This window comes from Streptomyces ferrugineus, from assembly GCF_015160855.1.
GTDB lineage: Bacteria > Actinomycetota > Actinomycetes > Streptomycetales > Streptomycetaceae > Streptomyces > Streptomyces ferrugineus.
The window spans coordinates 3,511,802-3,535,755 of record NZ_CP063373.1; the positions used below are offsets into that span (position 1 = coordinate 3,511,802).

General features: G+C 71.6%; 26 protein-coding genes. 14 read left to right on the forward strand and 12 right to left on the reverse strand.

Annotated features, from left to right (window positions below; genetic code table 11):
* Nucleotides 1–23: 23 nt before the first annotated feature.
* Both IM697_RS16040 and IM697_RS16045 read right to left on the reverse strand, forming a co-directional pair.
* Nucleotides 24–656 carry an FMN-binding negative transcriptional regulator gene (locus IM697_RS16040; protein ID WP_194048357.1) on the reverse strand — a complete coding sequence of 211 codons (633 nt, stop codon included), beginning with the start codon at nt 654–656 and terminating at the stop codon, nt 24–26.
* Nucleotides 656–1,339: a pyridoxamine 5'-phosphate oxidase family protein gene (locus IM697_RS16045; RefSeq protein WP_194048358.1), complete on the reverse strand. Its 684-nt coding sequence runs from the start codon at nt 1,337–1,339 to the stop codon at nt 656–658. The genes IM697_RS16040 and IM697_RS16045 overlap by 1 nt, the downstream gene beginning before the upstream one ends.
* 35 nt (nt 1,340–1,374) lie before the next feature.
* Here IM697_RS16045 and IM697_RS16050 point away from each other — a divergent pair, with 35 nt between their 5' ends.
* Complete coding sequence (locus IM697_RS16050; protein ID WP_194049730.1) at nt 1,375–2,706, forward strand: aminotransferase class I/II-fold pyridoxal phosphate-dependent enzyme; 1,332 nt, start codon at nt 1,375–1,377, stop codon at nt 2,704–2,706.
* 6 nt (nt 2,707–2,712) lie between these two features.
* On the opposite strand, the gene IM697_RS16055 is transcribed toward IM697_RS16050, so the two are convergent.
* Entirely contained in the window at nt 2,713–3,738 is a 1,026-nt protein-coding gene (locus tag IM697_RS16055) for a DMT family transporter (protein WP_194048359.1), read from the reverse strand.
* A gap of 38 nt (nt 3,739–3,776) precedes the next feature.
* Between IM697_RS16055 and IM697_RS16060 the strand changes: the two genes are divergently transcribed.
* On the forward strand, nt 3,777–4,679 hold the full coding sequence (locus IM697_RS16060) for a LysR family transcriptional regulator (RefSeq protein ID WP_194048360.1): 903 nt from the start codon (nt 3,777–3,779) through the stop codon (nt 4,677–4,679).
* Between the two features lie 30 nt (nt 4,680–4,709).
* Here IM697_RS16060 and IM697_RS16065 read toward each other — a convergent pair whose 3' ends face one another.
* Complete coding sequence (locus tag IM697_RS16065) at nt 4,710–5,177, reverse strand: pyridoxamine 5'-phosphate oxidase family protein (RefSeq protein ID WP_194048361.1); 468 nt, start codon at nt 5,175–5,177, stop codon at nt 4,710–4,712.
* A 182-nt stretch (nt 5,178–5,359) separates the two neighbouring features.
* Here IM697_RS16065 and IM697_RS16070 point away from each other — a divergent pair, with 182 nt between their 5' ends.
* Nucleotides 5,360–6,010 carry a cysteine hydrolase family protein gene (locus IM697_RS16070; protein WP_194048362.1) on the forward strand — a complete coding sequence of 217 codons (651 nt, stop codon included), beginning with the start codon at nt 5,360–5,362 and terminating at the stop codon, nt 6,008–6,010.
* Here the strand turns inward: IM697_RS16070 and IM697_RS16075 are convergent.
* Nucleotides 5,997–6,488 (reverse strand): Rieske (2Fe-2S) protein, encoded by a 492-nt coding sequence (locus tag IM697_RS16075; protein WP_194048363.1) that lies wholly within the window; start codon nt 6,486–6,488, stop codon nt 5,997–5,999. The two genes, IM697_RS16070 and IM697_RS16075, sit on opposite strands and share 14 nt — an antisense overlap.
* Nucleotides 6,489–6,708: 220 nt before the next feature.
* Here IM697_RS16075 and IM697_RS16080 point away from each other — a divergent pair, with 220 nt between their 5' ends.
* The 7 genes from IM697_RS16080 (at nt 6,709) to IM697_RS16110 (ending at nt 13,740) form a co-directional block, all read left to right on the forward strand.
* Nucleotides 6,709–7,473: a HipA family kinase gene (locus tag IM697_RS16080; RefSeq protein WP_194048364.1), complete on the forward strand. Its 765-nt coding sequence runs from the start codon at nt 6,709–6,711 to the stop codon at nt 7,471–7,473.
* Nucleotides 7,470–7,922 carry a DUF3037 domain-containing protein gene (locus tag IM697_RS16085; RefSeq protein WP_194048365.1) on the forward strand — a complete coding sequence of 151 codons (453 nt, stop codon included), beginning with the start codon at nt 7,470–7,472 and terminating at the stop codon, nt 7,920–7,922. The genes IM697_RS16080 and IM697_RS16085 overlap by 4 nt, the downstream gene beginning before the upstream one ends.
* A gap of 113 nt (nt 7,923–8,035) precedes the next feature.
* Nucleotides 8,036–8,797: a 3-oxoacyl-ACP reductase FabG gene (gene fabG / locus IM697_RS16090; RefSeq protein ID WP_194048366.1), complete on the forward strand. Its 762-nt coding sequence runs from the start codon at nt 8,036–8,038 to the stop codon at nt 8,795–8,797.
* A 19-nt stretch (nt 8,798–8,816) separates the two neighbouring features.
* Nucleotides 8,817–9,578 carry an SDR family oxidoreductase gene (locus IM697_RS16095; RefSeq protein WP_194048367.1) on the forward strand — a complete coding sequence of 254 codons (762 nt, stop codon included), beginning with the start codon at nt 8,817–8,819 and terminating at the stop codon, nt 9,576–9,578.
* A 203-nt stretch (nt 9,579–9,781) separates the two neighbouring features.
* A complete protein-coding gene (locus tag IM697_RS16100) occupies nt 9,782–11,362 on the forward strand; it encodes an ABC transporter substrate-binding protein (protein ID WP_194048368.1) in 1,581 nt (526 codons plus the stop codon).
* Between the two features lie 119 nt (nt 11,363–11,481).
* Nucleotides 11,482–12,165, forward strand: a complete 684-nt coding sequence (locus tag IM697_RS16105) for a uracil-DNA glycosylase (protein WP_194048369.1) — start codon at nt 11,482–11,484, stop codon at nt 12,163–12,165.
* Between the two features lie 1,119 nt (nt 12,166–13,284).
* The gene (locus IM697_RS16110) at nt 13,285–13,740 is read left to right on the forward strand and encodes a hypothetical protein (protein WP_194048370.1); all 456 of its coding nucleotides are present in this window, start codon (nt 13,285–13,287) and stop codon (nt 13,738–13,740) included.
* 20 nt (nt 13,741–13,760) lie between these two features.
* Here IM697_RS16110 and IM697_RS16115 read toward each other — a convergent pair whose 3' ends face one another.
* From IM697_RS16115 to IM697_RS16125, 3 genes are all read right to left on the reverse strand, one after another.
* Nucleotides 13,761–14,246 carry a hypothetical protein gene (locus IM697_RS16115; RefSeq protein ID WP_194048371.1) on the reverse strand — a complete coding sequence of 162 codons (486 nt, stop codon included), beginning with the start codon at nt 14,244–14,246 and terminating at the stop codon, nt 13,761–13,763.
* 112 nt (nt 14,247–14,358) lie between these two features.
* The gene (locus tag IM697_RS16120) at nt 14,359–14,871 is read right to left on the reverse strand and encodes a DinB family protein (RefSeq protein ID WP_194048372.1); all 513 of its coding nucleotides are present in this window, start codon (nt 14,869–14,871) and stop codon (nt 14,359–14,361) included.
* A gap of 84 nt (nt 14,872–14,955) precedes the next feature.
* Nucleotides 14,956–15,546 (reverse strand): TetR/AcrR family transcriptional regulator, encoded by a 591-nt coding sequence (locus tag IM697_RS16125; protein ID WP_194048373.1) that lies wholly within the window; start codon nt 15,544–15,546, stop codon nt 14,956–14,958.
* A gap of 86 nt (nt 15,547–15,632) precedes the next feature.
* On the opposite strand from IM697_RS16125, the gene IM697_RS16130 reads away from it, so the two are divergent.
* Together IM697_RS16130 and IM697_RS16135 are read left to right on the forward strand one after the other, a co-directional pair.
* On the forward strand, nt 15,633–16,859 hold the full coding sequence (locus IM697_RS16130; RefSeq protein ID WP_194048374.1) for an FAD-dependent monooxygenase: 1,227 nt from the start codon (nt 15,633–15,635) through the stop codon (nt 16,857–16,859).
* Entirely contained in the window at nt 16,831–17,736 is a 906-nt protein-coding gene (locus tag IM697_RS16135; protein ID WP_194048375.1) for a Gfo/Idh/MocA family protein, read from the forward strand. Before IM697_RS16130 ends, IM697_RS16135 begins: the two co-directional genes overlap by 29 nt.
* Here IM697_RS16135 and lnt read toward each other — a convergent pair.
* From lnt to IM697_RS16155, 4 genes are all read right to left on the reverse strand, one after another.
* A complete protein-coding gene (gene lnt / locus IM697_RS16140) occupies nt 17,660–19,243 on the reverse strand; it encodes an apolipoprotein N-acyltransferase (protein ID WP_194048376.1) in 1,584 nt (527 codons plus the stop codon). The genes IM697_RS16135 and lnt overlap by 77 nt on opposite strands.
* 71 nt (nt 19,244–19,314) lie before the next feature.
* A complete protein-coding gene (locus tag IM697_RS16145) occupies nt 19,315–19,800 on the reverse strand; it encodes a nuclear transport factor 2 family protein (RefSeq protein ID WP_194048377.1) in 486 nt (161 codons plus the stop codon).
* A 579-nt stretch (nt 19,801–20,379) separates the two neighbouring features.
* Complete coding sequence (locus IM697_RS16150; RefSeq protein WP_078504336.1) at nt 20,380–20,559, reverse strand: hypothetical protein; 180 nt, start codon at nt 20,557–20,559, stop codon at nt 20,380–20,382.
* A 128-nt stretch (nt 20,560–20,687) separates the two neighbouring features.
* On the reverse strand, nt 20,688–21,563 hold the full coding sequence (locus IM697_RS16155) for an undecaprenyl-diphosphate phosphatase (RefSeq protein ID WP_194048378.1): 876 nt from the start codon (nt 21,561–21,563) through the stop codon (nt 20,688–20,690).
* A gap of 278 nt (nt 21,564–21,841) precedes the next feature.
* Here IM697_RS16155 and IM697_RS16160 point away from each other — a divergent pair, with 278 nt between their 5' ends.
* Together IM697_RS16160 and IM697_RS16165 are read left to right on the forward strand one after the other, a co-directional pair.
* Nucleotides 21,842–22,993 carry a Gfo/Idh/MocA family protein gene (locus tag IM697_RS16160; RefSeq protein WP_194048379.1) on the forward strand — a complete coding sequence of 384 codons (1,152 nt, stop codon included), beginning with the start codon at nt 21,842–21,844 and terminating at the stop codon, nt 22,991–22,993.
* Nucleotides 22,990–23,919, forward strand: a complete 930-nt coding sequence (locus IM697_RS16165; RefSeq protein ID WP_194048380.1) for a DUF6807 domain-containing protein — start codon at nt 22,990–22,992, stop codon at nt 23,917–23,919. The genes IM697_RS16160 and IM697_RS16165 overlap by 4 nt, the downstream gene beginning before the upstream one ends.
* Nucleotides 23,920–23,954 lie beyond the last annotated feature (35 nt).

Sequence of the window (23,954 nt, forward strand, 5' to 3'; positions counted from 1 at the left end):
GGGACCCCTCAGCCCTCCTCGGCTCAGGCCGGGCGCCGCCGCAGCATGTGCTCGCGCGCGGCCGCGTCCCGCGCACCGGCCCGCCCCGCCAGCCGCCCCGCGATCCGGTCCTGGACCTCCGCCGTGCGCCGCCCGCCGAACTTGAACTTCGCGCGCACACCGGTCACTTCCAGCCGCAGCCCGCGAATACCCGACAGCAGCCTGCCGTACGGCACCTGCCCGACCGCCACCTCTGCCGAGCCGCCCTCCGGCTGGAAGTGGCCGACCTGGCGGCCCAGCAGCTCGGCCTTCTCGGCCGGGTCGTCCACGACGGTGGCCCGGCACCGGAGCTGGACAGCCGCGTAGAAGCTGGTCGGTGTGCCGTGCTCGGGCGGCTGTTCCGGCCCCGCCTGCCAGGGCCCGGGCACGAACACGTAGTCGTCGACCACGCTCAGCACGACCTCGGGGTTCGCCAGCAGCGCCGGCCACATCGGATGGGAGCGGGCCAGATGCGTGACCGCCTCACCGCGCGCGGTGTCGTACGCGAAGTGCAGCGGCTGGATGTGCGGCGGCTCGCCGTCCCCGCCGTTGACCGCGAGCTGCCCGAAGTCGTGGTCGTCCAGCCACCGCTGCCACTCGGCGTCGTCGCGGGGCGCGTCCCAGGGATGGATCAGCATCACAGGTCCGAGAGGTAGCCGGGGAGTTCGGTGCCGGGGGCGAGGCCGGGGTCGCCGACCGGCGTCGCGTAGCCCTTGCGCAGCGGGACGAGGCCGGCCCAGTGGGGGAGGGCGAGGTCCTCGGGCTCGTCGTTGACACCGCCGGTGCGCAGCTTGGCGGAGACCTCGGCGAGGTCGATGCGGATCACCGCGGTGGCGGCCAGCTCCTTCTTGTTGGCGGGCCGCGAGTCCCGGGAGCGGCCCGCCACCACATGGTCGACGAGCGCGTCCAGGGCGGTCCGCTTCTCCTCCGGGTCCGTCACGTCGTACGCGATGCCGTGCACCACCACCGACCGGTAGTTGATCGAGTGGTGGAAGGCCGAACGGGCCAGGACCAGCGCGTCGACATGGGTGACGGTCAGGCACACCGGCAGCCCCGGGTCGGCCTCGCCGGTCATCCGCAGCGGGCGCGAGCCCGTCGAGCCATGGACGTAGAGCGTCTCCCCGACCCGCCCGAACAGCGTGGGCAGTACGACCGGTGTGCCGTCGCGGACGAAGCCGAGGTGGCAGACGTAGGCCTCGTCGAGGATCGCGTGCACCAGTTCCCTGTCGTACGACGCACGGTCCGCGGAGCGGGTGGGGACGGTGCGGTCGGTCGGCGGGTAGGCGTCGGACGGAGCCGTCGATTGCGTGGTCCCCTGCATTGCGCTCCTTATTGCACTAGTGCATAATCATGTTTGTGCTAGGAGAATATCGGATCGAAGGGCGAGGCGCAGCCGAGATCGCGGCGAGCGTCGAGCGCGCGGTGGGCTCGGGCGAGCTGGCGCCGGGCCAACTGCTTCCTCCCATGCGGGAGTTGGCGACGGACCTCGGGGTGAATCCCAACACGGTCGCCGCCGCCTATCGCATCCTGCGCGAGCGCGGAGTGATCGAGACCGCGGGCCGCAGAGGGAGCCGGGTGCGGTCGAGGCCCGCCACGACCGGGCGCGAGTACGTCCGGGTGGACGTGCCCGAGGGCGTCCGCGACGTGGCGAGCGGCAACCCCGACCCGGCGCTGCTGCCGTCCCTGGCGAAGGCCTTCGCGGCCACGGCCGAACTGGCCGACCGGCAACCGGTGCTGTACGGGGACGATCCCGTGGACCCGGAGCTGGCGCGCATCGCACGGGCCCGGCTGGACGCCGACGGCGTACCGCAGGGGCCGCTGGCCGTCGCCTCCGGCTCGCTGGACGCCATCGAGCGCGTCCTGGTCGCCCACCTCAAGCCCGGGGACACGGTTGCCGTCGAGGATCCCGGCTGGGGCAGCCTGCTCGATCTGATCCCGGCACTCGGACTGCGCATGGCCCCCGTCGGGGTCGACGACGAGGGCCCGCTGCCCGACGACGTACGACGAGCCCTCGACTCCGGGGCGCGCGCCCTGATCGTGACCGACCGCGCGCAGAACCCCACCGGAGCCGTCGTGAGCGCCACACGCGCGCGTGCCCTGCGCTCCGCGCTGCGCCGGCACCCGGAGATCCTGCTGATCGAGGACGACCACGGGCACGGCATCGTCGACCTGCCCGTGCACCCGCTGGCCGGCACCACCCACCACTGGGCCTTCGTCCGCTCGGTCGCCAAGGCGTACGGCCCCGACCTGCGCCTCGCCGTGCTCACCGGTGACGAGACCACGGTGGACCGGGTGCGCGGACGGCAGCGGCTGGGCCCCGGCTGGGTGAGCCGGCTGGTGCAGCGGGCGGTGGTGCGGCTGTGGAGCGACGGCGCCGTGGATCCGGCGACGGTGGCGGCGGCGTACGGCAGACGCCGCGCGCTGCTGCGGGAGGCGCTGGCCGAGCGGGGGGTGAGGGCGCACGGGGCCAGCGGCCTCAACGTCTGGATCCCGGTCCCCGACGAGACGGGCGCCGTGTCCCGCCTGCTGCATGCCGGCTGGGCGGTGGCACCCGGGGCTCGCTTCCGCACGGCCGCTCCGCCCGGCATCAGGATCACCGTCTCGACGCTCAGGGAGGAGGAGGTCGCTCCCTTGGCGGACGCGGTGGCGACGGCGGTGGGTCCGGCACCGACGAGGCGTTACGTATGACCGGAGTTACGTATGACCAACGGGGCGACGGCCGACCTCTTGGGTGCTCTTTCGTCGCACCTGGGTAAGCGCGGCCCCCGCCAACACGATCACCGCCCCCACCGGCGTCGACCAGGCAAGGGACTCGCCGAGCACGGCGACCCCCGCTGCCGTCGCGATGACCGGAATGAAATAGGTGACCATCTGAGCCGTGGTCGGCCCGACCTCCGCGACCAGCCCGTACTGAAGCAGCACCGCGACCCCGGTCCCCAGCGCCCCCAACGCCACGATCGCCAGCAACGGCACAACCGGCACCCGCGTCGGCAGCGAGGTGAACAAGGGTGTGACAACGGCCAGTTGGACAGTCGCCAGCAACAACTGCGCACCGGTCAGCGACAGATGAGACTCACTCGCCCCCGCCAATGTCCGCCGCACGTATATCCAGCCGATCGGATAGCTCAAGGAGGCGAGTAGCGCCATGGCCGTCCCCGTGGCATCCAGGCCATGAAAGCCCTGCCACGCCCCCAGCACCGTCAGGACCCCGAGGAACCCGATCCCCAGCCCGGCCACCCGAACCCGCGTCGGCCGGTCCTCCGACAGCGCCACCATGGACAGGGCCATGCCCCACAGCGGTGAGGTCGCGTTGCAGATGCCCGCCAGCGTGGACGGAATGGTCAGCTCCGAGTACGCGAACAGCGAGAACGGCAGCGCGTTCAGCAGGAACCCGGCGACGGCGAGATGCCGCCACGTCCGCACCCCGCGCGGCAGCCGCTCCCGTTTCACCGCCATCGCGGCCGCCAGGATCGCCGTACCGAACACCAGCCGCCCCAGCGTGACCTGGAACGGCGCGTAGCCGTCGGTGCCCACCTTGATGAGCAGGAAGCTGAAACCCCAGATCAGGGAGAGGGCGGCGAAGCGCAGCCGCCAGTCGAGGCGGCCACGGGGACGAGGGCGGACGGCGGACGCGGCGGCGGCCGAGGCCGCGTCGCGAGAGGCGGTGGCGGTGGCGGTGGTCATGGCAGCAACGATGCCGCCCCCGATCTCGTAGCACAATCGAGTTTTTGCGCTCGATATCTCGTAGCATTGCTTACATGTTGAATCTGGAGCGCCTCCGTACCCTCGACGCCCTCGCCCGGCACGGCTCGGTCAGCGGTGCCGCCGAGGGGCTGCACATCACGACGTCGGCCGTGTCGCAGCAGATGTCCAAGCTGGAGCGGGAGGTCGGCCAGCGGCTCCTCGCCAAGAACGGCCGGGGCGTGCGGCTCACCGACGCCGGGCGGCTGCTCGCCGAGCACGCCGCGCGCATCCTGTCGCAGGTCGAGCTGGCCCAGGCCGATCTGGAGGCGCAGCGCGGGCAGGTGGTCGGCGAGCTGCGGCTGGTCGCGTTCCCCACCGCCCTGCGCGGACTGTTCCCCGCCGCGCTCACCGAGTTGCGGGCCGACCATCCGGCGCTGCGGCTGCGCACACGCGAGCTGGAGCCCGAAAACGGGGTCGCCGCGGTGATCAGGGGCGACGCGGACCTGGCCGTCGTCCTCGACTGGTACAACAAGCCCCTGCCGATGCCGGAGGGGCTCGCCAAGGCCCCGATCCTCGACGACCGAGTCGAGATCGCCATGCCCGAGGGGCACCCGCTCGCCGACCGGCGTGAGGTCGACCTGGAGGACTTCGCGGGCGACGAATGGGTCGCCTGGCCCGAGGGCGAGTTCTGTCACGAGTGGCTGCTCTACACGCTGCGCTCCAAGGGCATCGAGCCCCGGATCGCCCACCGCGCCGAGGAGCACCACACCCAACTCGCGCTGGTCTCCGCCGGGTTGGGCGTGTGTGTCGCGCCCCGGCTGGGCCGTGACCCGATGCCGCTGGGCGTGCGGGCCGTGCCGGTGCGCAACCGGGTCCACCGGTACATCTACGCGGTGTGGCGCGCGGACGCCGACCGCCGCCCGTCGATCCGGGCGGCGGTCGAGGCCCTCCAGGCGGCGGCCGAGAAGGTCGGCTGAGGGTCGCCCGCGACGACCGAGGGCGTCAGGTCACACCGACCCCAGCTTGCGGAAGTCCCAGGACACGATCTTCTCCGGCGTCAGCCGTATCCACGCGTGCCGGCCGTCGTGCGGCATCTCGTCGAGGCCGAAGTTCTTGCGGGCGAACAGCGTCTCGGGGACGTCGAGTTCGGCGCGCAGCTCGCCCACGCGCGGGATCTCGCCCACGAACTCGACGGTGCCGGACAGCTCGACGCCGCGCAGCTGCTCGTACTCCTCGCCCGTGTCGATCACGATCGCGATCCGCGGATCGCGCCGCAGCTCGGTCCACCGCTTGCTGCGGACCACCGAGTACAGCCACAGCGAGTTGCCGTCCCAGGCGAACCACAGGGCGCTGACGTGCGGGAAGCCGTCGGCGGACACCGTGGCGACCCGGCAGGTGCGCTGGCTGGTGAGGAACTCGTCCAGCTCACCGGGCGTCATCATGATCTTCCGGCCCCGGCGCTGAGTGACGGTCATACGGCCCCCTCTTCTCTCACGTCGTGTCAGAGGAGAGATCCTCTGACATCACGTCAGAAAAGGATGAGTCGTCTCACGTCCACACGCAATGGTGGCTCCGTCCTCACGCGATGGTGGTTCCGTCCTCACGCGATGGTGGCTACGCTCGCCCGCCCACACCGCCGTAGGGCACAGGGGGACCCATGCCGCCGTACGCCGAATTGAGCGCCCTTCTCGACCCCGCCACCACCGTCCTGCTCACCGTCGAGTGCCAGCAGGGCGTCGTCGGCCCGGACAGCGCGCTGCCCGAACTCGCCAAGGAGACGCGGGACTCGGGCGCCCTCGCCAACGTGGCCCGGCTGGTGGCCGCGGCCCACGAGAGCGGCGTCCAGGTGATGCACGCGATAGCCGAGCGCCGGCCCGACGGCCACGGCGCGAGCCGCAACGCCCGCCTCTTCCGGGCCGCCGAACGGCTCCCCGTCCAACAGCTCCGCGGTACCGAGGCGGTACGCGTGGCGGCGCCGATCGAGGTCGCCGAGGAGGACCTGGTGGTACGGCGGCTGCACGGGCTGTCGCCGATCCAGGGCACCGATGTCGACGCCCTGCTGCGCAACCTGGGCTGCCGCACCCTCGTGATCACCGGTGTGTCGGCCAACGTGGCCGTCCCCAACGCCGTGTTCGACGCCGTCAACCGCGGCTACACGGCCGTCGTGCCCACGGACGCCATCGCGGGGGTGCCTTCCGACTACACCCCCGCGATGATCCGCAACACCCTCGCATTGGTCGCCACGGTCGCGACCACGGACGAGGTGCTGGGCTGTCTGGGGCGTCCGCGCGGGGTCAGGCCAGCGTGATCGAGTCGCCCGACACGCTGATCTGCTTGGCCTCCAGCGGCTGGGTCGCGGGCCCCTTCTTCACGCTGCCGTCGAGGACGGAGAACTGGCTGCCGTGACAGGCGCAGGAGATGGTGTCCCCCGCGAGGTCCTTCATCGGGCACTTCTGGTGCGTGCAGATCGTCGAGAAGGCCTTGAAGTCGCCGGCCGCCGGCTGCGAGACGACCACCTTCTCGTCGGTGAAGACCTTGCCGCCGCCCTCCGGGATGTCGGCGGTCTTCGCGAGGGCCGCACCTCCGGCGCCCGCGTCGGCGGACGAACCGCCCCCCGCCTCGGTGGTCGCGCCGCCGGCGGCGGCGCCCTGCTCGGTGGACGAGCCGGACGCCTCGTCGTCCGATCCGCACGCGGTCAGCGCAGCGGTGAGCCCCGCGGCGCCGACCACCGCCACGACGGTACGGCGGCTGGGTCCCGACGCCGACTGAACTGATTCGCTGGTCATGCTGACGTTCCTTCCCGTCATTCGTGATCTGCCGAAAGGTACGGTCCTTGCGGACCGCCTGTTCAGACGATGTCGAAATCCTGACCCGGTCCGGCGGAGAGGTGGGTAAAGCGGAGCTGTCGGTTCCCTGTCCGGTGCTGTCGATTCACTGTCGGCCGCGCCGCACCGCCACTCGCCCGGGTCGCCGTCGACCCTCGCCGCGCGCCAGTAGCCTGGGGCGATGCTCAAGGAAGTCATCGCGACCCGCTACATCACCCCCCTGCGTGAGGGCGGCTCGCTGCCGGGGCTCGTCGAGGCCGACGACCTCGGGACCTACGTCCTGAAGTTCACCGGCGCCGGACAGGGCCGCAAGACACTCGTCGCCGAGGTCGTCTGCGGCGAGCTCGCCCGCAGGCTGGGCCTCAGGGTGCCCCGGCTGGTGACGGTGGAAGTCGACCCCGTACTGGGGCTCGGCGAACCCGAACAGCAGGTGCAGGAGCTGCTCCGGTCCAGCGGCGGCACCAACCTCGGCATGGACTTCCTCTCCGGCGCCCTCGGCTTCGACCCTCTCGCCTTCGAGGTGACCCGCGAGGAAGCCGGCCGCGTCGTCTGGTTCGACGCGCTGGTGAACAACGTCGACCGGTCCTGGCGCAACCCCAACCTGCTGATGTGGCAGGGCGAGTTGTGGCTCATCGACCACGGCGCGACCATGATCTGGCACCACAACTGGCCCGGAGCGCAGACCTCGGCGGAGCGCCCGTACGACGCCTCCGACCACGCCCTCGCCTCCTTCGCGCCCGATGTGCGGGGCGCCGCCGCCGAGTTGGCGCCGCTGGTCACCGAGGAACTGCTCGCCGAGGTGACCGCCGCGATCCCGGACGCCTGGCTGGTCGGCGAGCCCGGCTTCGAGGCCCCGGACGACCTCCGGCGGGCGTATGCGAGGCCCCTGCTGGCACGGGCGGCCGTCGTCCATGAGCGCATCACCGGCATCGAGGAGGGCAAGTGAGCGAGCGCCACATTCACATGGCCGGACACGTGGTCGAACGCCACATCATCCGGGGCGGCGAGGCGAACGAGCGGGACGTCTTCGAGTACGCCCTGTTGCGCGTCGTACCCCGAGTCGAACGCGGCGAGTGCATCAACGCGGGCGTGCTCGTGTACTGCCGGGTCCGGGCCTACGTCGGTGCCCGCACCCACCTCGACGAGGCGCGGCTGCTCGCCCTCGACCCGCGGGCCGACGTCGCCGGCGTCCGGGCCGCCCTCGGGGCGGTCGAGCGGATCTGCGGTGGCGGCGGGGGGACGGCGGGGCAGGCCGCCGGTGACGACGCCGGGCGGCGCTTTCGCTGGCTGATCGCGCCACGCTCCACGGTCGTGCAGCCGGGGCCCGTGCACACCGGGCTCACCTCCGATCCGGTGGCCGAGACGGAGCGGCTGCTCGACCTGTTGGTGAAGTGAGGATCAGGTAATGGATCACATGGGCGCGGTGGCCGTTGACACCGCGTGCCAGGGCTTCTAGCGTCACGTCCATCGAAGGTACTAAGCGGTCGCTCACCCGAGGAGAGTCACTGATGTCCACCACTGAGCAGCGGGTCGCCGTAGTCACCGGCGCAGCGCGCGGCATCGGCGCCGCCACCGCCGTACGACTGGCCGCCGAGGGCCGCGCGGTCGCCGTGATCGACCTCGACGAGGCCGCCTGCAAGGACACCGTGGAGAAGATCACCGCGGCCGGCGGCAAGGCGATCGCGGTCGGCTGCGACGTCTCCGACGAGGCGCAGGTCGAGGCGGCCGTCGCGCGCATCGCCGAGGAGCTCGGCGCCCCGACGATCCTGGTCAACAACGCGGGCGTGCTGCGCGACAACCTGCTGTTCAAGATGAGCGTCGCCGACTGGGACACCGTCATGAACGTCCACCTGCGCGGCGCCTTCCTGATGTCCAAGGCATGCCAGAAGCACATGGTGGACGCGGGCTTCGGCCGGATCGTCAACCTCTCCTCGTCCTCCGCGCTCGGCAACCGCGGCCAGGTCAACTACTCCGCCGCCAAGGCCGGCCTCCAGGGCTTCACCAAGACCCTCGCCAAGGAACTCGGCAAGTTCGGCGTCACCGCCAACGCCGTCGCCCCCGGCTTCATCGCCACCGAGATGACCAAGGCCACCGCCGACCGCGTCGGCATGGGCTTCGAGGACTTCAAGGCCGCGGCCGCCACCCAGATCCCGGTGGCCCGCGTCGGCGAGCCCGACGACATCGCCAACGCCATCGCCTTCTTCACCGGCGAGGCGGCCGGCTTCGTCTCCGGCCAGGTGCTGTACGTCGCCGGCGGACCGCTCGACTAGGGACCTGGGAGACACGGACATGACTGAACTGCCTGCACTCTCCGGCAAGGTCGCCCTGGTCACGGGCGCCAGCCGCGGCATCGGATACGGCGTCGCCGAGGCGCTCGTCGCGCGCGGCGACCGCGTCGTCATCACCGGCCGGGGCGAGGACGCCCTCAAGGAGGCCGTCGAACGGCTCGGTGCCGACCGCGCCGTCTACGTGGCCGGCAAGGCGCACGACGAAGCCCACCAGGCCGTCGCCGTCGAGCGCGCCATGGACGCTTTCGGCCGGGTCGACTACCTGGTCAACAACGCCGGTACCAACCCGGTGTTCGGGCCGCTCGCCGATCTCGACCTGGGCGTCGCCCGCAAGGTCTTCGAGACCAACGTGATCTCGGCCCTGGGCTTCGCGCAGAAGACCTGGCACGCCTGGCAGAAGGACAACGGCGGCGCGATCGTCAACATCGCCTCCGTCGCGGGCATCGCGCCCTCGCCGTTCATCGCCGCCTACGGCGTCAGCAAGGCCGCGATGATCAACCTCACCCAGCAGATGGCGCACGAGTTCGCGCCCAAGGTGCGGGTCAACGCGATCGCCCCGGCCGTGGTGAAGACCAAGTTCGCGCAGGCCCTGTACGAGGGCCGGGAGGCGGAGGCCGCCGCCTCCTACCCGCTGGGCCGGCTCGGCGTGCCCTCCGACATCGGCGGCGCCGCCGCGTTCCTCACCTCCGAGCAGTCGGACTGGATCACCGGCCAGACCCTCGTCGTCGACGGCGGCATCTTCCTCAACGCCGGCGTGGGCTGACACCCGGGACACGACACCGACACCGACACGGGCGCCGCCGGACATCGGCGGCGCCCGTGTCGACGTATCGGAAGATCACTAAACCTCTGACAACGTAGTCACCGGAAGAACGAACAAGTGCTCCGTGAGACAGGAGGTCCAACGGCCGGAACACTGCGGTATCGTCTGCCGACCCTTGGTATGGCAGATCGAGGAGCGTGCGCGTGTTCAACCGGATCCGACGCCTGCGGCAGGTGGCGGCCATCGCGTCCATATCGTCCCTGGTGGCAGGGTGCGGTGTCCTCTCGTCCGATTCGACGGAGGAGGAGGGCCCGATCGTCGTGGGGACGACCGCGGCCCCGAGCACCCTGGATCCCGCCGCGTCCTGGGACAGCTCCTGGGAACTGTTCCGCAACATTTACCAGACCCTGCTGAGCTACCCGCCCGGCTCGACCACCCCCGAGCCCGACGCCGCCGAGAACTGCCGGTTCACCGACAACTCGAACATGAAGTACCAGTGCGAGCTGCGCGAGGGCCTGACCTTCTCCGACGGGCACACCCTCGACGCCAAGGCCGTCAAGCACTCGGTCGACCGCATCCGGAAGATCAACGTCAAGACCGGCCCCGCCGGTCTGCTGGGCAGCCTCGAACGGGTCCAGGTGCTGAACGACCGCGAGGTGGTCTTCCACCTCAACAAGGCCGACGCGACCTTCCCGTTCGTCCTCGCCACTCCCGCCATGTCGATCGTCGACCCCGAGGAGTACCCCGAGGACAAGCTCCGCGAGGGGGGCTCCATCGTCGGGTCCGGTCCGTACACCCTGTCTTCGTACGACGACGGCAACCAGGCCGAGCTCGTCAAGAACGACAGCTACAAGGGCATCGCGGAGCGCAAGCACAGTGCGGTGACCATCCGCTACTACCAGGACTCGCCCACCATGGTCGCCGCGCTGCGCGACAAGAAGCTCGACGTCGCCTTCCGCGGGCTCGCCGCCGACGACATCGTCGACATCCAGGCCGACGACGATGACGACCTCCAGATGATCGAGGGCTCCGGCACCGAGATCAACTACCTGGTGTTCAACCCCAAGGACCCCATGGCCGGCAAGTCCGCCGTCCGCAAGGCCATCGCCCAGGTCGTCGACCGCCCGGCGATCGCCCACAAGGTCTACAAGGACACCGTCGAGCCGTTGTACTCCATGGTCCCCAAGGGCCTGACCGGGCACACCACCGGCTTCTTCGACGACTACGGCGAGCCCAGCACGTCCAAGGCCCGCAAGATCCTCGCCGAGGCCGACATCTCGACCCCCGTCCCGCTCACCCTCTGGTACACCAGCGACCGCTACGGCTCCGCCACCAAGGCGGAGTTCGAGGAGCTGAAGAAGCAGCTCGACGCGTCCGGCCTGTTCGAGATCACCCTCAAGTCCCGCCCCTGGAAGACGTACGTCGAGGGTTACCAGAACGGCGAGTACGCGGTCTTCGGGCGCGGCTGGTTCCCCGACTTCCCCGACGCGGACAACTTCATCGCGCCGTTCGTCGGCGAGCAGAACGCGCTCGGCACGCCCTATCTGGCGCCCAGGATCACCGACGACCTGCTGCCCAACTCCCGTGCCCAGAGCGACCGGGCCAACGTCGTGAAGGACTTCGAGGACGCCCAGCGCATCCTGGTCGACGACGCGCGGCTGCTGCCGCTGTGGCAGGGCCGGCAGTACGTGGCCGCGAGCTCGGAGGTCTCCGGGGCCGAGCGGGCGCTGGACCCGTCGACGATCATGATGGTGGGGGAGCTGTCCCGCAAGACCAGCTGGTAGTCGACGGGATGTGCGGTGGGCGGGGCGATTGTCAGTGGCCGCCTGTAGGTTCGGAGAACTGGAAGTGACCGCTGCGCGGTCGCCCCTCACTGTTCGCCGCACATCGTAAGGAAGTTGACGTGACCGACATCGCCATGCTGCCCGAGTCCTGGCGCGGGGTTCTGGGCGACGAACTGCAGCAGCCCTACTTCAAGGAGCTGACCGAGTTCGTCGAGGAGGAGCGGGCGAAGGGTCCCGTCTACCCGCCGCGCGAGGAGGTCTTCGCGGCGCTGGACGCGACACCGTACGAGAAGGTGAAGGTCCTCATCCTCGGCCAGGACCCGTATCACGGCGAGGGCCAGGGACACGGCCTGTGCTTCTCGGTCCGCCCCGGGGTGAAGACGCCGCCCTCGCTGCGCAACATCTACAAGGAGATGCAGCAGGAGCTCGGCCACCCCGTCCCCGACAACGGCTATCTGATGCCGTGGGCCGAGCAGGGCGTCCTGCTGCTCAACGCGGTGCTGACGGTCCGCGCCGGCGAGGCGAACTCGCACAAGGGCAAGGGCTGGGAGAAGTTCACCGACGCCGTCATCAAGGCCGTGGCCGGCCGGCCCGACCCCGCGGTGTTCGTGCTGTGGGGCAACTACGCCCAGAAGAAGCTCCCGCTCATCGACGAGACGCGGCATGTGGTGGTGAAGGGGGCGCACCCCTCGCCGCTGTCCGCGAAGAAGTTCTTCGGCTCCCACCCGTTCACACAGATCAACGAGGCGGTGGCCCGGCAGGGGCACGAGCCGATCGACTGGCGGATTCCTGACCTGGGCTGATCTTGGTTGGCGGCCACGGTCTCGGCGGCGGGGGGCGGGGGATGTCGGCCGACGGCCGGTTCTTCGCCGGGGGCGAGGCGGGCAGCCGTTGGCCGGATTCGCTGCCGGCGCGCTGATGCCATCCGGGGATGGATCCCTTGCCGGGGGGGCGCCCGTCGACCGGATCCTTCGCTGGGCCGGTGTCTCATGGGGCCGGTCGCGCGCGGGGTGCTTGCTTCGCTGGGCTGGTTCCTCGCGGGCCGGTTCCGCGCGGAGGGGGCTTCCTGCGCTGGACGGTTCCTTGTCAGGTTGGTTCGGGGGCGGAGCCGCGCCTCGTCGGGCGGGCCATGCGGCGGGGTCGTTCTTCGTAGGGGCGGTTTCCGGTCGGGCCGGTTCCGGTGCTGGGTCGGCTCCTCGTCCGGCGGCCTCGCGCGGGGTCGGTTGGGGTCGGTTGGGGGGCGAGCCGCCTTCGCCGGGTGGGCCTCGTGTGGGGTCGGTTATTGGCTGGGGTGGCCTTTGGTCGGGTCGGTTGTGTGCTGGGGCGGCGTCTCGCAGGTTGGTTCTGTGCTGGGTCGCCTCCTCGCTGGGTGGGCTCGTGCGGGGTTGGTTGGGGAAGGCGGGGCCGCCTTCGCCGGTGGGGCTCGTGTGGGGTCGGTTATTGGCGGGAGTGGCCTCCCGGCGGGGCGTACCGCGGCGGTCGGTTTCGCGGTGGGCCGGTGTCTCGCAGGGTCGGTTCCGGTGCTGGGTCGGCTCTTCGCCCGGCGGCCTCGCGCGGGGTGGGTGCTTCGCTGGGGCGGCTTCTCGGTGGGTCGGCTCGCGGGTGGGGCGGTCCCTCGCGGGGTCGGTTTGATGGTGGGCGGTCCCTCGCGGGGTCGGTTTGATGGTGGGCGGTCCCTCGCGGGGTCGGTTTGATGGTGGGGCGGCCCCTCGCGGGGTCGGTTCCATGGTGGGGCGGCCCCTCGCCGGGTAGCCCCTCGCCCGGCCGACCCGCGGTGTGCATGCCCTCCACCGGTTGGCTCTCGCCCGGGGTGGTTCTTCGCTCTGACCAGGCCGGTGTCGTACGGAGCCGCCTGACCGGGATTGTCGGTGGGGGCCGTTAGCGTCGGGAGGAACCCAGCCGACGAGGGCCCGGAGGACGCGGTGGCGGAGCGACAGGAGCAGACGGCGCCGGACGCCGTGCTGACGCGGATCGGGCAGGTGGTGATGCTCCATCACGCCGGGGACCGTGAGGAGGCCCGGCGCCGCCTGCTGGACCTGTGGACGGAGCTCGGCGAGGGCGGCGACCCACTGCACCGGTGCACGCTGGCCCACTACCTGGCCGACACACAGGACGACCCCACGGACGAACTGGCCTGGGATCTGCGGGCGTTGACGGAGGCGGAGGGGGCCAGAAGCGCGGTCGCGGTACGGGCGCTGTACCCCTCGCTGCATCTCAACCTGGCCGCCGACTATGTGAAGCTCGACCGCGAGGAGGCCGCGCGCGTGCACCTGCGGCGGGCGCGAGGGGCGGCGGGGGTGCTGGGGGACGACAGTTACGGGGATGGGGTGCGCGCGGAGATCCGGCGGTTGGAGGGGTGGTTGGGGGAGGGGGTGTAAGGGGAGGCAGCGGGTCGCCCTCACTGTCCGTACGTCTGCTCGCAGATCCTCGACTCGGGGCTGTCCGGCCTCCAGCCGCCGTACTTCCTGCCCAGCGCGCAGATGTCCCCGTTCCCCTGGACCTCCTTGGGCAGCGACGCCGACACGTCGGGGGCCGGGGCGGCGGGCTGTCGTGGAACGTGGGGCGCGGAGTGCTGCGGGCGACGGGGCTCGTGCGGTTCGGGGCGGGAGCGCGCCGGCGGGGATGTGGGGTGTGCCGGTGCCGTGGCGGGCGCGGAGGGGGCGGCCGAGGGCGTGGGGTCCGGGCCGTCGATCAGGGCCAGGGCCTCGCGGGCCGGTGCCTGGACGACCTCGGGTTGCGTGGGGCCGCTCGGCCGGGGAGCCGGTGGCTGGGAGGGTGCCGTCGGTGTGCCGGAGGCCGGCGGGCGCTGGACCGTCGTACAGCCGGCAAGGGCCGAGACGGCCACGGTGACCAGGAGCGTTGCGGTGGTCGTCGTTCGATGCACCCGCGCAACTCTGCTGGTTCGGGCGGCCGTTGGGGCGGGAGACGAGCAGAGGTTGATCCACACGGGTGATCTCCGTCCCCGTACGGGCGGCGCCGGCCCGTCCCGGCTGACGTCAGTCGCCGGTGGCGCCGTCGATGCGCTCGCGGATCAGGTCCGCGTGGCCGTTGTGACGGGCGTACTCCTCGATCATGTGCGTGTAGATCCAGCGCAGGTTGAACTGCTTGCCGGTGCGCCTGCTGCGGCCCTTGGAGAGGTCGTCGAGGCCGAAGCGGGCCGCCTGGTGCCGGGCGGCCTCGATCTCCTCCTGCCAGGTGGAGTGGATCTCCCGCCAGGTGTCCGTCTCGGTGACGCGGAAGTCGCGGTCCGGGTCCTCCTCGGTGAAGAAGAGCGGCTCGGCGTCCTCGTCCGCGAGGACCGTGCGGAACCAGGACCGCTCCACGTCGGCCATGTGCCGCACGAGCCCCATCAGACTCAGCGTGGACGGCTCGACGGCGGCCGTCCGGAGCTGGGCGTCGGTCAGCCCTTCGCACTTCCACGCCAGGGTCTTGCGGTGATAGTCCAGCCAGCCCTCCAGCATGCTGCGTTCGTCGGCGGTGGTCGCGGGCTCCTCGCGTGCGGTCGTCATGCCCGTATCGTTGCTCAACTCATGCCGATTCACCATGAGTTTTCATCCCTGCCGCGCCCGCCGGACTCACCGGACTCACCGGACTCACCGGCCGAACATCCCGCCGAGCAACTCGCGCAGCCCCGCCCGCACCTGCTCCAGGCTCGGCACCTGCGCGCTGAAGGACCCCGCCACGCAGCTGAACATCAGCCCGTCCGCCCAGGCGACCAGGGACAGCGCGTGCCGTTCCGGGGCCGTCGAGCCCAGCGCGGTCACCAGGGCGGTGAGCTGGTCGCGGAAGCGGGCGCCCGTCGCGTCGAAGTAGGCGCGCAGCTCGGGGCGGCGCGTGGCCTCCAGGGCGAGTTCGTAGCGGGCGAGGGTGAGGTCGCGGTTGTGGGTCAGGGCGCGGTGCGTCGCCAGCGCAAGGCCGTCGACCAGTGAGTCCAGGCCGCCCCGCGGGTCAGGCATCTCCTCCAGCGCCAGCACCCGCGCCTCGCGTTCGGCGAGCCGGCGGACCGCCAGTTCCAGCAGGGCCTGCCGGGTGCGCGCCAGGTTGGAGGTGGAGCCCTGCGGCAGCCCGGCCGCCTCGTCGACCGCCCGGTGCGTGAGCCCCCGCATACCGCGCTCGGTGAGCAGGGCGAGGGCGGTGTCGGCGACGAGATCGGCGCGTGCGGCGCCCGCGGAGCGTACGGACATGGAGATCAATCTATCCCTCGCACTACGCCTGTAGTACAGTCGGGCAGGCATGGGTACTACACCTGTAGTCAATTCGGGAGGAAGTCATGGCACGGTCGAGACGGGCCCTCGTCATCGGCGGCGGCATCGGAGGCCTGACCGCGGCGGCCGCACTGCACCAGGGCGGCTGGGACGTCACCGTGCTGGAGCGGGCCCCATCCCTGGAGCCGGTCGGCGCGGGCATCTCGCTCGCCCCCAACTCCCTGCGCGCGCTGGACGTCATCGGGCTGGGAGACGAGATCCGCGACCTCGCGGCCTGGCAGGGCGACGGAGGACTGCGCACCCCGTCCGGGCGCTGGCTCTCCCGCACGGACGCCGCCGTCGTGGCCGAACGCTTCGGCGGCCCTCTCGTCCTCCTGCACCGGGCCACCCTCGTCGACAGCCTCGCCGCACGCCTGCCGGCCCGGGCCGTGCGCACCGGGGCCGCCGCGACCCTCGCCGACCCGGGCGACGCCGACCGGCCCGCGCGCGTGAGCACCCCGGACGGCGACCTGGAGGCCGACCTCGTGGTGGCCGCCGACGGCATCCGGTCAGCCGTACGCCGGGCCCTGTTCCCGCGGCACCCCGGGACCGTCTACTCGGGGTTCACGACGTGGCGGGTCGTCATCCCGGTGCCCGGCGCGCAGTTCGCCTCGCACGAGACCTGGGGCCGGGGCCGCATCTGGGGCTCGCACCCGCTGAAGGACGGCCGCGTCTACGCCTACGCCGCGGCGCTCACGCCCGCCGAGGGACGCGCCCCCGACGACGAGAAGGCCGAACTGCTGCGCCGCTACGGTGACTGGCACGACCCGATCCCCGCGATCCTCGCCGCCGCCCGCCCGGAGGACGTGCTGCGCCACGACGTCCACCGCGTCGCCGAGCCGCTGCCCGCCTTCCACCGCGGCCGGGTCGCACTGGTCGGGGACGCCGCGCACGCCATGGAGCCGATGCTGGGGCAGGGCGGCAACCAGGCCATCGAGGACGCCGTCGTGCTCGCCGCGTACTGCGACGACCTCGGCTCGTACAGCGCGGCCCGCCTCCCGCGTACGACCGCCATCGCCCGGCAGGCCGCGCGGGTCGCCCGCCTCAACCTGATGACGAACCGCGCCGGGATCGCCGTACGGAACACGGCGCTGGCCGCGCTGTCCAAGGCGGCGCCGCTGCTGTTCCTGCGGGGATTCGAGGACATCGCCGACTGGCGGCCGCCGCAGGCGCCGTATGCTGCCGGGAAGACCCCGGCAGGCAACCGTAAGAGGAGAACACCCCGTGAAGGTCGGCTGCATCGGACTCGGTGACATCGCGCAGAAGGCCTACCTGCCGGTGCTCGGCGTGCAGCCCGGGGTCGAACTGCATCTGCAGACCCGTACGCCCGCCACGCTCGCCCGGGTCGCCGACAGCCTCCACCTCCCGGCCGGGCAGCGGCACGCGGACCTCGACTCGCTCCTCGCCCAGGACCTCGACGCCGCCTTCGTGCACGCGCCGACCGTCGCGCATCCCGAGATCGTGACCCGGCTCCTCGAGGCGGGCGTGCCGACGTATGTCGACAAGCCGCTCGCCTACCGGCTCGCCGACTCCGAGCGGCTGGTGACGCTCGCCGAGCGGCGGAACGTGAGCCTCGCCGTCGGCTTCAACCGGCGCTACGCCCCCGGCTATGTGCAGTGCGCCGACCATCCGCGCGAGCTGATCCTGATGCAGAAGAACCGGATCGGGCTGCCGGAGGAGCCGCGCGCGATGATCCTCGACGACTTCATCCACGTCGTCGACACGCTGCGCTTCCTGGTGCCCGGCCCCATCGACGACGTCACCGTGCGCGCCAGGGTCGAGGGCGGGCTGCTGCACCATGTCGTGCTCCAGCTCGCCGGGGACGGATTCACCGCGCTCGGCGTGATGAACCGGCTCAGCGGCTCGGCCGAGGAGATCCTGGAGGTCTCCGGGCAGGACACCAAGCGTCAGGTTCTCAACCTCGCCGAGGTCGTCGACCACAAGGGCCAGCCGACCGTGCGGCGGCGCGGGGACTGGGTGCCGGTGGCCCGGCAGCGCGGCGTCGAGCAGGTCGCGCTGGCCTTCCTCGACGCCGTACGCGCCGGAAAGGTGCTCAGCGCCCGCGACGCACTGGCGACCCATGAGTTGTGCGAACGGGTGGTACGCGCGGTTCAGGAGCGGGCCGCCTGAGCCGGGACCGCAGCGTCCGTACGCCCTCGCCCGCGCACCAGGCGGCCATGATCAGCAGCGCCGCCAGGAACGGCCAGTCACCGAAGCGGACGTACGGAGTGGTGCCGGCGGACAGCGGCACCTCGTAGACCGCGCTGGTGCGCTCGCTCGTCGCCAGCCAGGAGCCGATGCGCTGGCCGCCCGGCCCGTACACGGCGGAGACACCGGTCAGCGTCGCGTGCACCATCGGCCGCCCGGTCTCGGCGGCGCGCAGCGCGGCGAGCGAGGCATGCTGCTCCGGGGCCCAGCTCTGCTGGAACGTCGATGTCGCCGACTGGGCGATCAGCACCTCGGCGCCGTCGTCCACGAGGTTGCGGCTCATGTCGGGGAACGCGGACTCGAAGCAGACCATCGGGCCGATGCGCAGCCCGTGCCCGGCGTCCATCACGACCTGCTGTGTGCCGCGCCTGCGGTCCTCGGCGGCCGCCTTGCCCACGGAGGTGGCCCAGCCCAGCATCGAGCGCAGCGGTATGTACTCCCCGAAGGGGACCAGCCGCATCTTGTCGTAGCGGGCGCCGGTCGGGCCGTCCGGGCCGACGAGGATCGAGCTCTTGTAGATGCCGGGCTTGTCGGAGCGCCGCGCGTCCACGTTGACCAGGATGTTCGTCCCCGTCTCGCGCGAGAGTGCCGCGAGCCGCCGGGCGAAGTCGGGCCGGTCGCCGAGGTCGAAGCCGACGCTGCTCTCGCCCCAGACGATCAGGTCGGCGCCCTGGCCGGCCAGCTCGCGGGTGAGTTGCACCTCCCGGTCGAAGCGCCGGTCGGCCTTGCCCGTGCCCTCGATGACGCCGGGCTGCACCACGGCGATCCGGACCCGGTTCTCGACGTCGGGGCGCGGGGACCACACCCAGGCGGCCGAGGTGGCCACGGCCGTGGCGGTCAGCCCGGCCAGCGCCGGCACCCGGGAGGAGCGCACCGTCACCAGCACGGCGACCGCGACATTGACGGCGACTGTCAGGAAGCTGATCAGCCACACCCCGCCCACCGAGGCCAGCCGCAGCGCGGGCTCCACCTGCCACTGACTGGAGCCCAGCACGCCCCACGGCCCGCCCAGCCCCTGCCAGGAGCGGACCAGCTCGACCAGCAGCCAGCCGGACGGCAGCACGAGGAGCGCCGCCGCAACCCGGCCCGGGGACGGGCCGGGCGAGGCCAGGAAGCGGCGCACCAGCCAGCCCCAGGGGGCCCACAGGGCGCCGAGGAGGGCGGCGATGACGAACGTGAAGACATGCAGGTTCGGCAGCAGCCAGTGGTGCATCGCCAGCATGAAGCCGAACCCGCCCCACCAGCCGTCGTACAGCGCCCGCTTGGCGGTCGGCGCGGTGCGGATCAGCGCGATCCACGGGACCAGGGCGACGTACGCGAACCACCACAGCGACGGCTCGGGAAAGGCGAGCACGGGCAGCGCACCGGCGAGCATGGCGGCGGCAGAGCGCCGCCATGGCGAGGTGAGCCAGTGGCCGATCCTCTTCATGCGGCGCCTCCCTGCCCCGTGGTCCTTCCAGTGTGCTCGCAGGCACTGACAGCGGGACAGTGGGCGTCCACTCAGTCGATCACGGCGGGCGCGGTCCGCTCGGGCAGCCGGCGCCATTTCTCCTGGACGATCACCTCGCGCAGCCGCCAGCCGTCGTACGTCCGCAGCAGCCCGAAGGCGTACCGGCCGCCGCACACGAAGTCGGGCGCCGAGGAGCCCTCGCCGTCCCCGGCGAACCGCATCGGATTGACGTAGTCGGCCTGCACCTTCGCCGTGTCACCGGTGTCCTGCTCCAGCACCCCGAAGCGCACCCGCCGGTTGACGATGAGATGCTGCCGCATCGAGAACACCCGCAGACTCTCCGCGAGCCACGCGGCGACGCTTGCGGCGTCCCCCTCGATCCCACCGGCCGATCGGTAGTCCGCGCGCCCGTCGGCGGTGAACAGACTCCGGTAGACCGCCCAGTCGCCGTCGTCCACGGCCACCGCATAGTCGGTGATCACCCCGTCGACCGCCATCCGGTCCCTCAGGGTGGCGAGTTCCACACGCTGCGTCATCGGCTCAGTGTTGAGCATGAGGCGTACGGAGCCAAGAGGGCGTACGGCGGTATTCGGCGGAGGGGTGGGGCCGGTCGAGCGGATCCGCGCACCGGTGAGGTGCGGCGCGAGCGGCGACGACGTCTTCATCATGACAGCCATGACGGCTCGGAGACCGTTTGCGTGGGGCCGAAGGTACAGCTCAGCAGCCTTGCCCGGCCTCATCGCCGCGGAGGCCGCCGGTCTGCGGGAGAGGGGCACAACAGATCCTCGCGGGCATCTTCCGGCCGTGGTGGACCTGCACCGAAGGCTCACCATCGGGTCGGCCGTCCACCGGGAGCGACGCAGCTACCGCATCCTCAAGCCGATCCGCCCGCTCTTCCTTCACCGAAGGTGTGGCGCTTGCGCGTCGTCTGGCCGACGCGGCGGGCGTGGGGAGGGCCGCAAAGCGCTGGGGCGAGCCTTGACCGACCGTTCCCTGTTCCTGGGCGCCGCCCAGCAGTACGGCGAGGTCCATGACGACTATTGCGAGGTCGTCGACTTGCTCGGCTGATGAGTCACCGGTGCGGGATCAACCGGGGCGTCAGGCCCAGGATCCCTTCAAGCGGCCTCGATGACCTCACCGCGGATGGCGGCCGCCCACTCGACGACCAACAGCTCGTACTCCGCGCGCTCCTGAGCGGACAGCGAGCCGCCCGCGCGCAGCCACAGGGCACGGATCTCCTCGTTCACCTCGGCAGCAGACCGCACGGAACCAGGGCCTAAGGAATGGGGGGACATGCGGACAAGCCTAGGGGCAAGGACTGACAGCGCGCTACCGGACGGCTACGCACAACGTATGTGATTGGTCACGGATTTCGGCGGGGGCGTTTGGGAGGGCGCCCCTGCTGACTCGTGGGTCAGATGTGTCAGCCCGACGACTCCGCAGCGTGCGGGCTCAGAACGCCCGTCGTCACCAGGGCGATGATGACTATGCCGAGCGCGATGCGGTACCAGACGAACGGCATGAAGCTCTTGGTCGAGATGAACTTCATGAACCAGGCGATGACCGCGTAGCCGACCGCGAAGGCGATCACCGTGGCGAAGATGGTCGGGCCCCAGGAGACGTGGTCGCTCTCCATCGCGTCCTTGAGCTCGAAGAGACCGGAGGCGAGCACGGCGGGGATCGCGAGGAGGAAGGAGTAGCGGGCCGCGGCCTCGCGCTGGTACCCCATGAAGAGGCCGCCGCTGATGGTCGCGCCGGAGCGGGAGACGCCGGGGATGAGCGCCGCGGACTGGCACAGGCCGAAGATCAGGCCGTCCTTGACGTTCAGGCTCTCCAGTGACTTGCGCTGCTTGGCGGCGCGGTGCCGTCCGCCCGTCTCGTCGCGGGCCGCCAGCCGGTCGGCGACGCCGATGACGATGCCGACGACGATCAGCATCGTCGCGGTGATGCGCAGATCGCGGAACGGGCCCTCGATCTGGTCCTTGAGCGTCAGGCCGAGCACACCGATCGGGATCGAGCCGACGATCACCAGCCAGCCCATCTGCGCGTCGTGGTCCCGCCGCAGCTCCTTGTTCGTCAAGGACCGCAACCACGCCGAGATGATCCGCCCGATGTCCTTGCGGAAGTAGATCAGCACCGCGGTCTCCGTGCCGATCTGGGTGATCGCGGTGAAGGCCGCACCAGGGTCCTCCCAGCCCGAGAACGCCGCGGTCAGCCGCAGATGCGCGCTGGAGGACACGGGGAGGAACTCGGTCAGCCCCTGGACGAGTCCGAGGATGAGTGATTCAAACCAAGACATGAAGTTACGGAGTCCAAGTGCTGATCGAGACAAGGGATGACGGTGGACACCGCGTCGGCGGCGCAGTGATCGCGGGTGTCGAGGGGCAGCGTAGCGCCCCGCGATGACAGCCCCGGCACAGGGGGCTGGGCAGTCGCTCGCCCCACTCTCGCCATACCGGTGTTGACCTGCGGTGGGGCCGCCGCTTACGTTGCTGCGGGCCGAAAGCGCTTGCTGTCGTCGGCGCGCTCGTCACCCGCTGCTCGTTGTCCGCGTCCCGGAGGAGTCCGATCCCGTCCATGGCTGCATCCGAGACCGCCCCGCTCACCGGCCGCCGCCTCCGGGTCGCCGTGATCGGCACCGGCGCCATCGCGCGCGACTCCCATCTGCCCGCGCTCGCCAGGCTCGCCGAAGAGGGCGAGACGGAGCTCGTCGCGGCCGTGGACATCGACGCGGCGTCGGTCGAGTCCTTCCGTGCCGAGGCCGGCGGGGCGCTTCGCGGCTACACCGACCTCGACCGGATGCTCGGCGAACAGCGGCCCGACCTGGTCGTCATCTGCACGCCGCCCACCCTGCACCGCGACCAGACCGTCGCGGCGCTGCGGGCCGGCGCCTGGGTGTGGTGCGAGAAGCCCCCGGTGCCCAGCCTCGCCGAATTCGACGCCATCGAGGCCGAGGAGGGCCGAAGCGGCGGCCCGTACGCCTCGATCGTCTTCCAGCACCGGTTCGGCTCGGGGACGCGGCACGTACGGCGGCTGCTCGCCGAGCGGTCCATGGGGCGACCGCTGGTCGCGCACTGCCAGACCACCTGGTACCGCGACACCGCCTACTACGCCGTGCCCTGGCGCGGCCGCTGGCGGACCGAGGGCGGCGGGCCCGCGATGGGGCACGGCATCCATCAGATGGATCTGCTGCTCGATCTGCTCGGGCCGTGGAGCGAGGTGCGCGCCATGGCCGGCCGGCTGGTGCACGACGTCGAGACCGAGGACGTCTCCACCGCGCTCGTGCGCTTCGCGAACGGTGCGATGGCGACCGTCGTGAACAGCGTGCTGAGCCCCGACGAGGTCAGCCGCATCCGCATCGACTGCGAACGCGCCACCGTCGAACTCACCCACCTGTACGGGCACCGCAACGACAGCTGGCGCATCGCCCCGGCCCGCGACGTGCCGGACGCCGAGGCCGCCGCCTGGCAGGACTTCGGCGCGGACGTGCCCAGTTCGCATCTGGCGCAGCTGCGGGAGCTGGTCGCGAGCATGCGCGCGGGGGAGCGCCCGCGCAGCAGCGGCGCCGACGGGCGGACGAGCCTGGAGCTGATCGCCGCCCTGTACAAGTCGGCGTTCACGGACGCGACGGTGCGGGCGGGCGAGATCGGCCCCGGTGATCCGTTCTACTCGGCGATGCACGGGGACGCGCCCGGCTGGGCACCCGCCGACGAGGAGGCCGCCGCGTGACCGGGCCGCGCATCGTCCACGCATGCGGCGACCGCGTCACCGTGACCGACCCGGTCACCGGCGTCGACCTGCTCGCCTACGTCTACCGGCCGGAGGCCGCCTGGGAGGCCCCGAAGCCGTACCTCCACCCGCTGCGCACGCTCGCCGGCGACATCGTCACCGACTACCGGCCCAACGACCACCGCTGGCACAAGGGCCTGTCGCTGACCGCCTCGCATCTGTCGGGGGCGAACCTGTGGGGCGGCAACTCCTACGTCCACGGGCAGGGGTACCTCGAACTCCCCGAGCGCGTCGGGTCGATGGCGCACGTCTCCTTCGACGAGGTCTCCTCGGACGAGGGCCGGGTCGTCATCGCCGAGCGGCTGACCTGGCATCCCCACGACGGCGAGCTGTGGGCCGACGAGCTGCGCCGCATCGAGGTGCACGACGTCGAGCCGGAGTCCGGCTCATGGGCCCTGACCTGGACGAGCGCCGTGACGAACCGGCGCGAGAAGCCGCTGCGGTTCGGCAGCCCCACCACCGCCGGGCGTGACATGGCCGGATACACGGGCCTGTTCTGGCGCGGCCCGCGCGCCTTCCAGGGCGGCCGGATCGTCGCCCCGGACGCCGAGGGCCCCGGCCTGATGGGCGAACAGGCGCCCTGGCTCGCCTACTCCGGCGAACACGACGGCACCGACGGCCACGCCACCCTCGTCTTCGCGCACGCCCCCGAGAACGACCACGCCGGCGACCGCGGCGCCCACCCCGCCCACTGGTTCGTACGCAACGAGCCGTTCGCGGGAGTGGCCCCGTCCTGGGCGTTTCACGACGAGCTGGAGCTGGCGCCCGGTGACACGCTCACCCGCCGCTACCGGGTCGTCGTGGCCGACGGGGCGTGGGAGCGGGAAGAGATCGCCAAGTACCTGCGGACGCATCCCTGGTGCTGAGAACGTGCTGAGTACGGCCGCCCGACCCGGCGGCC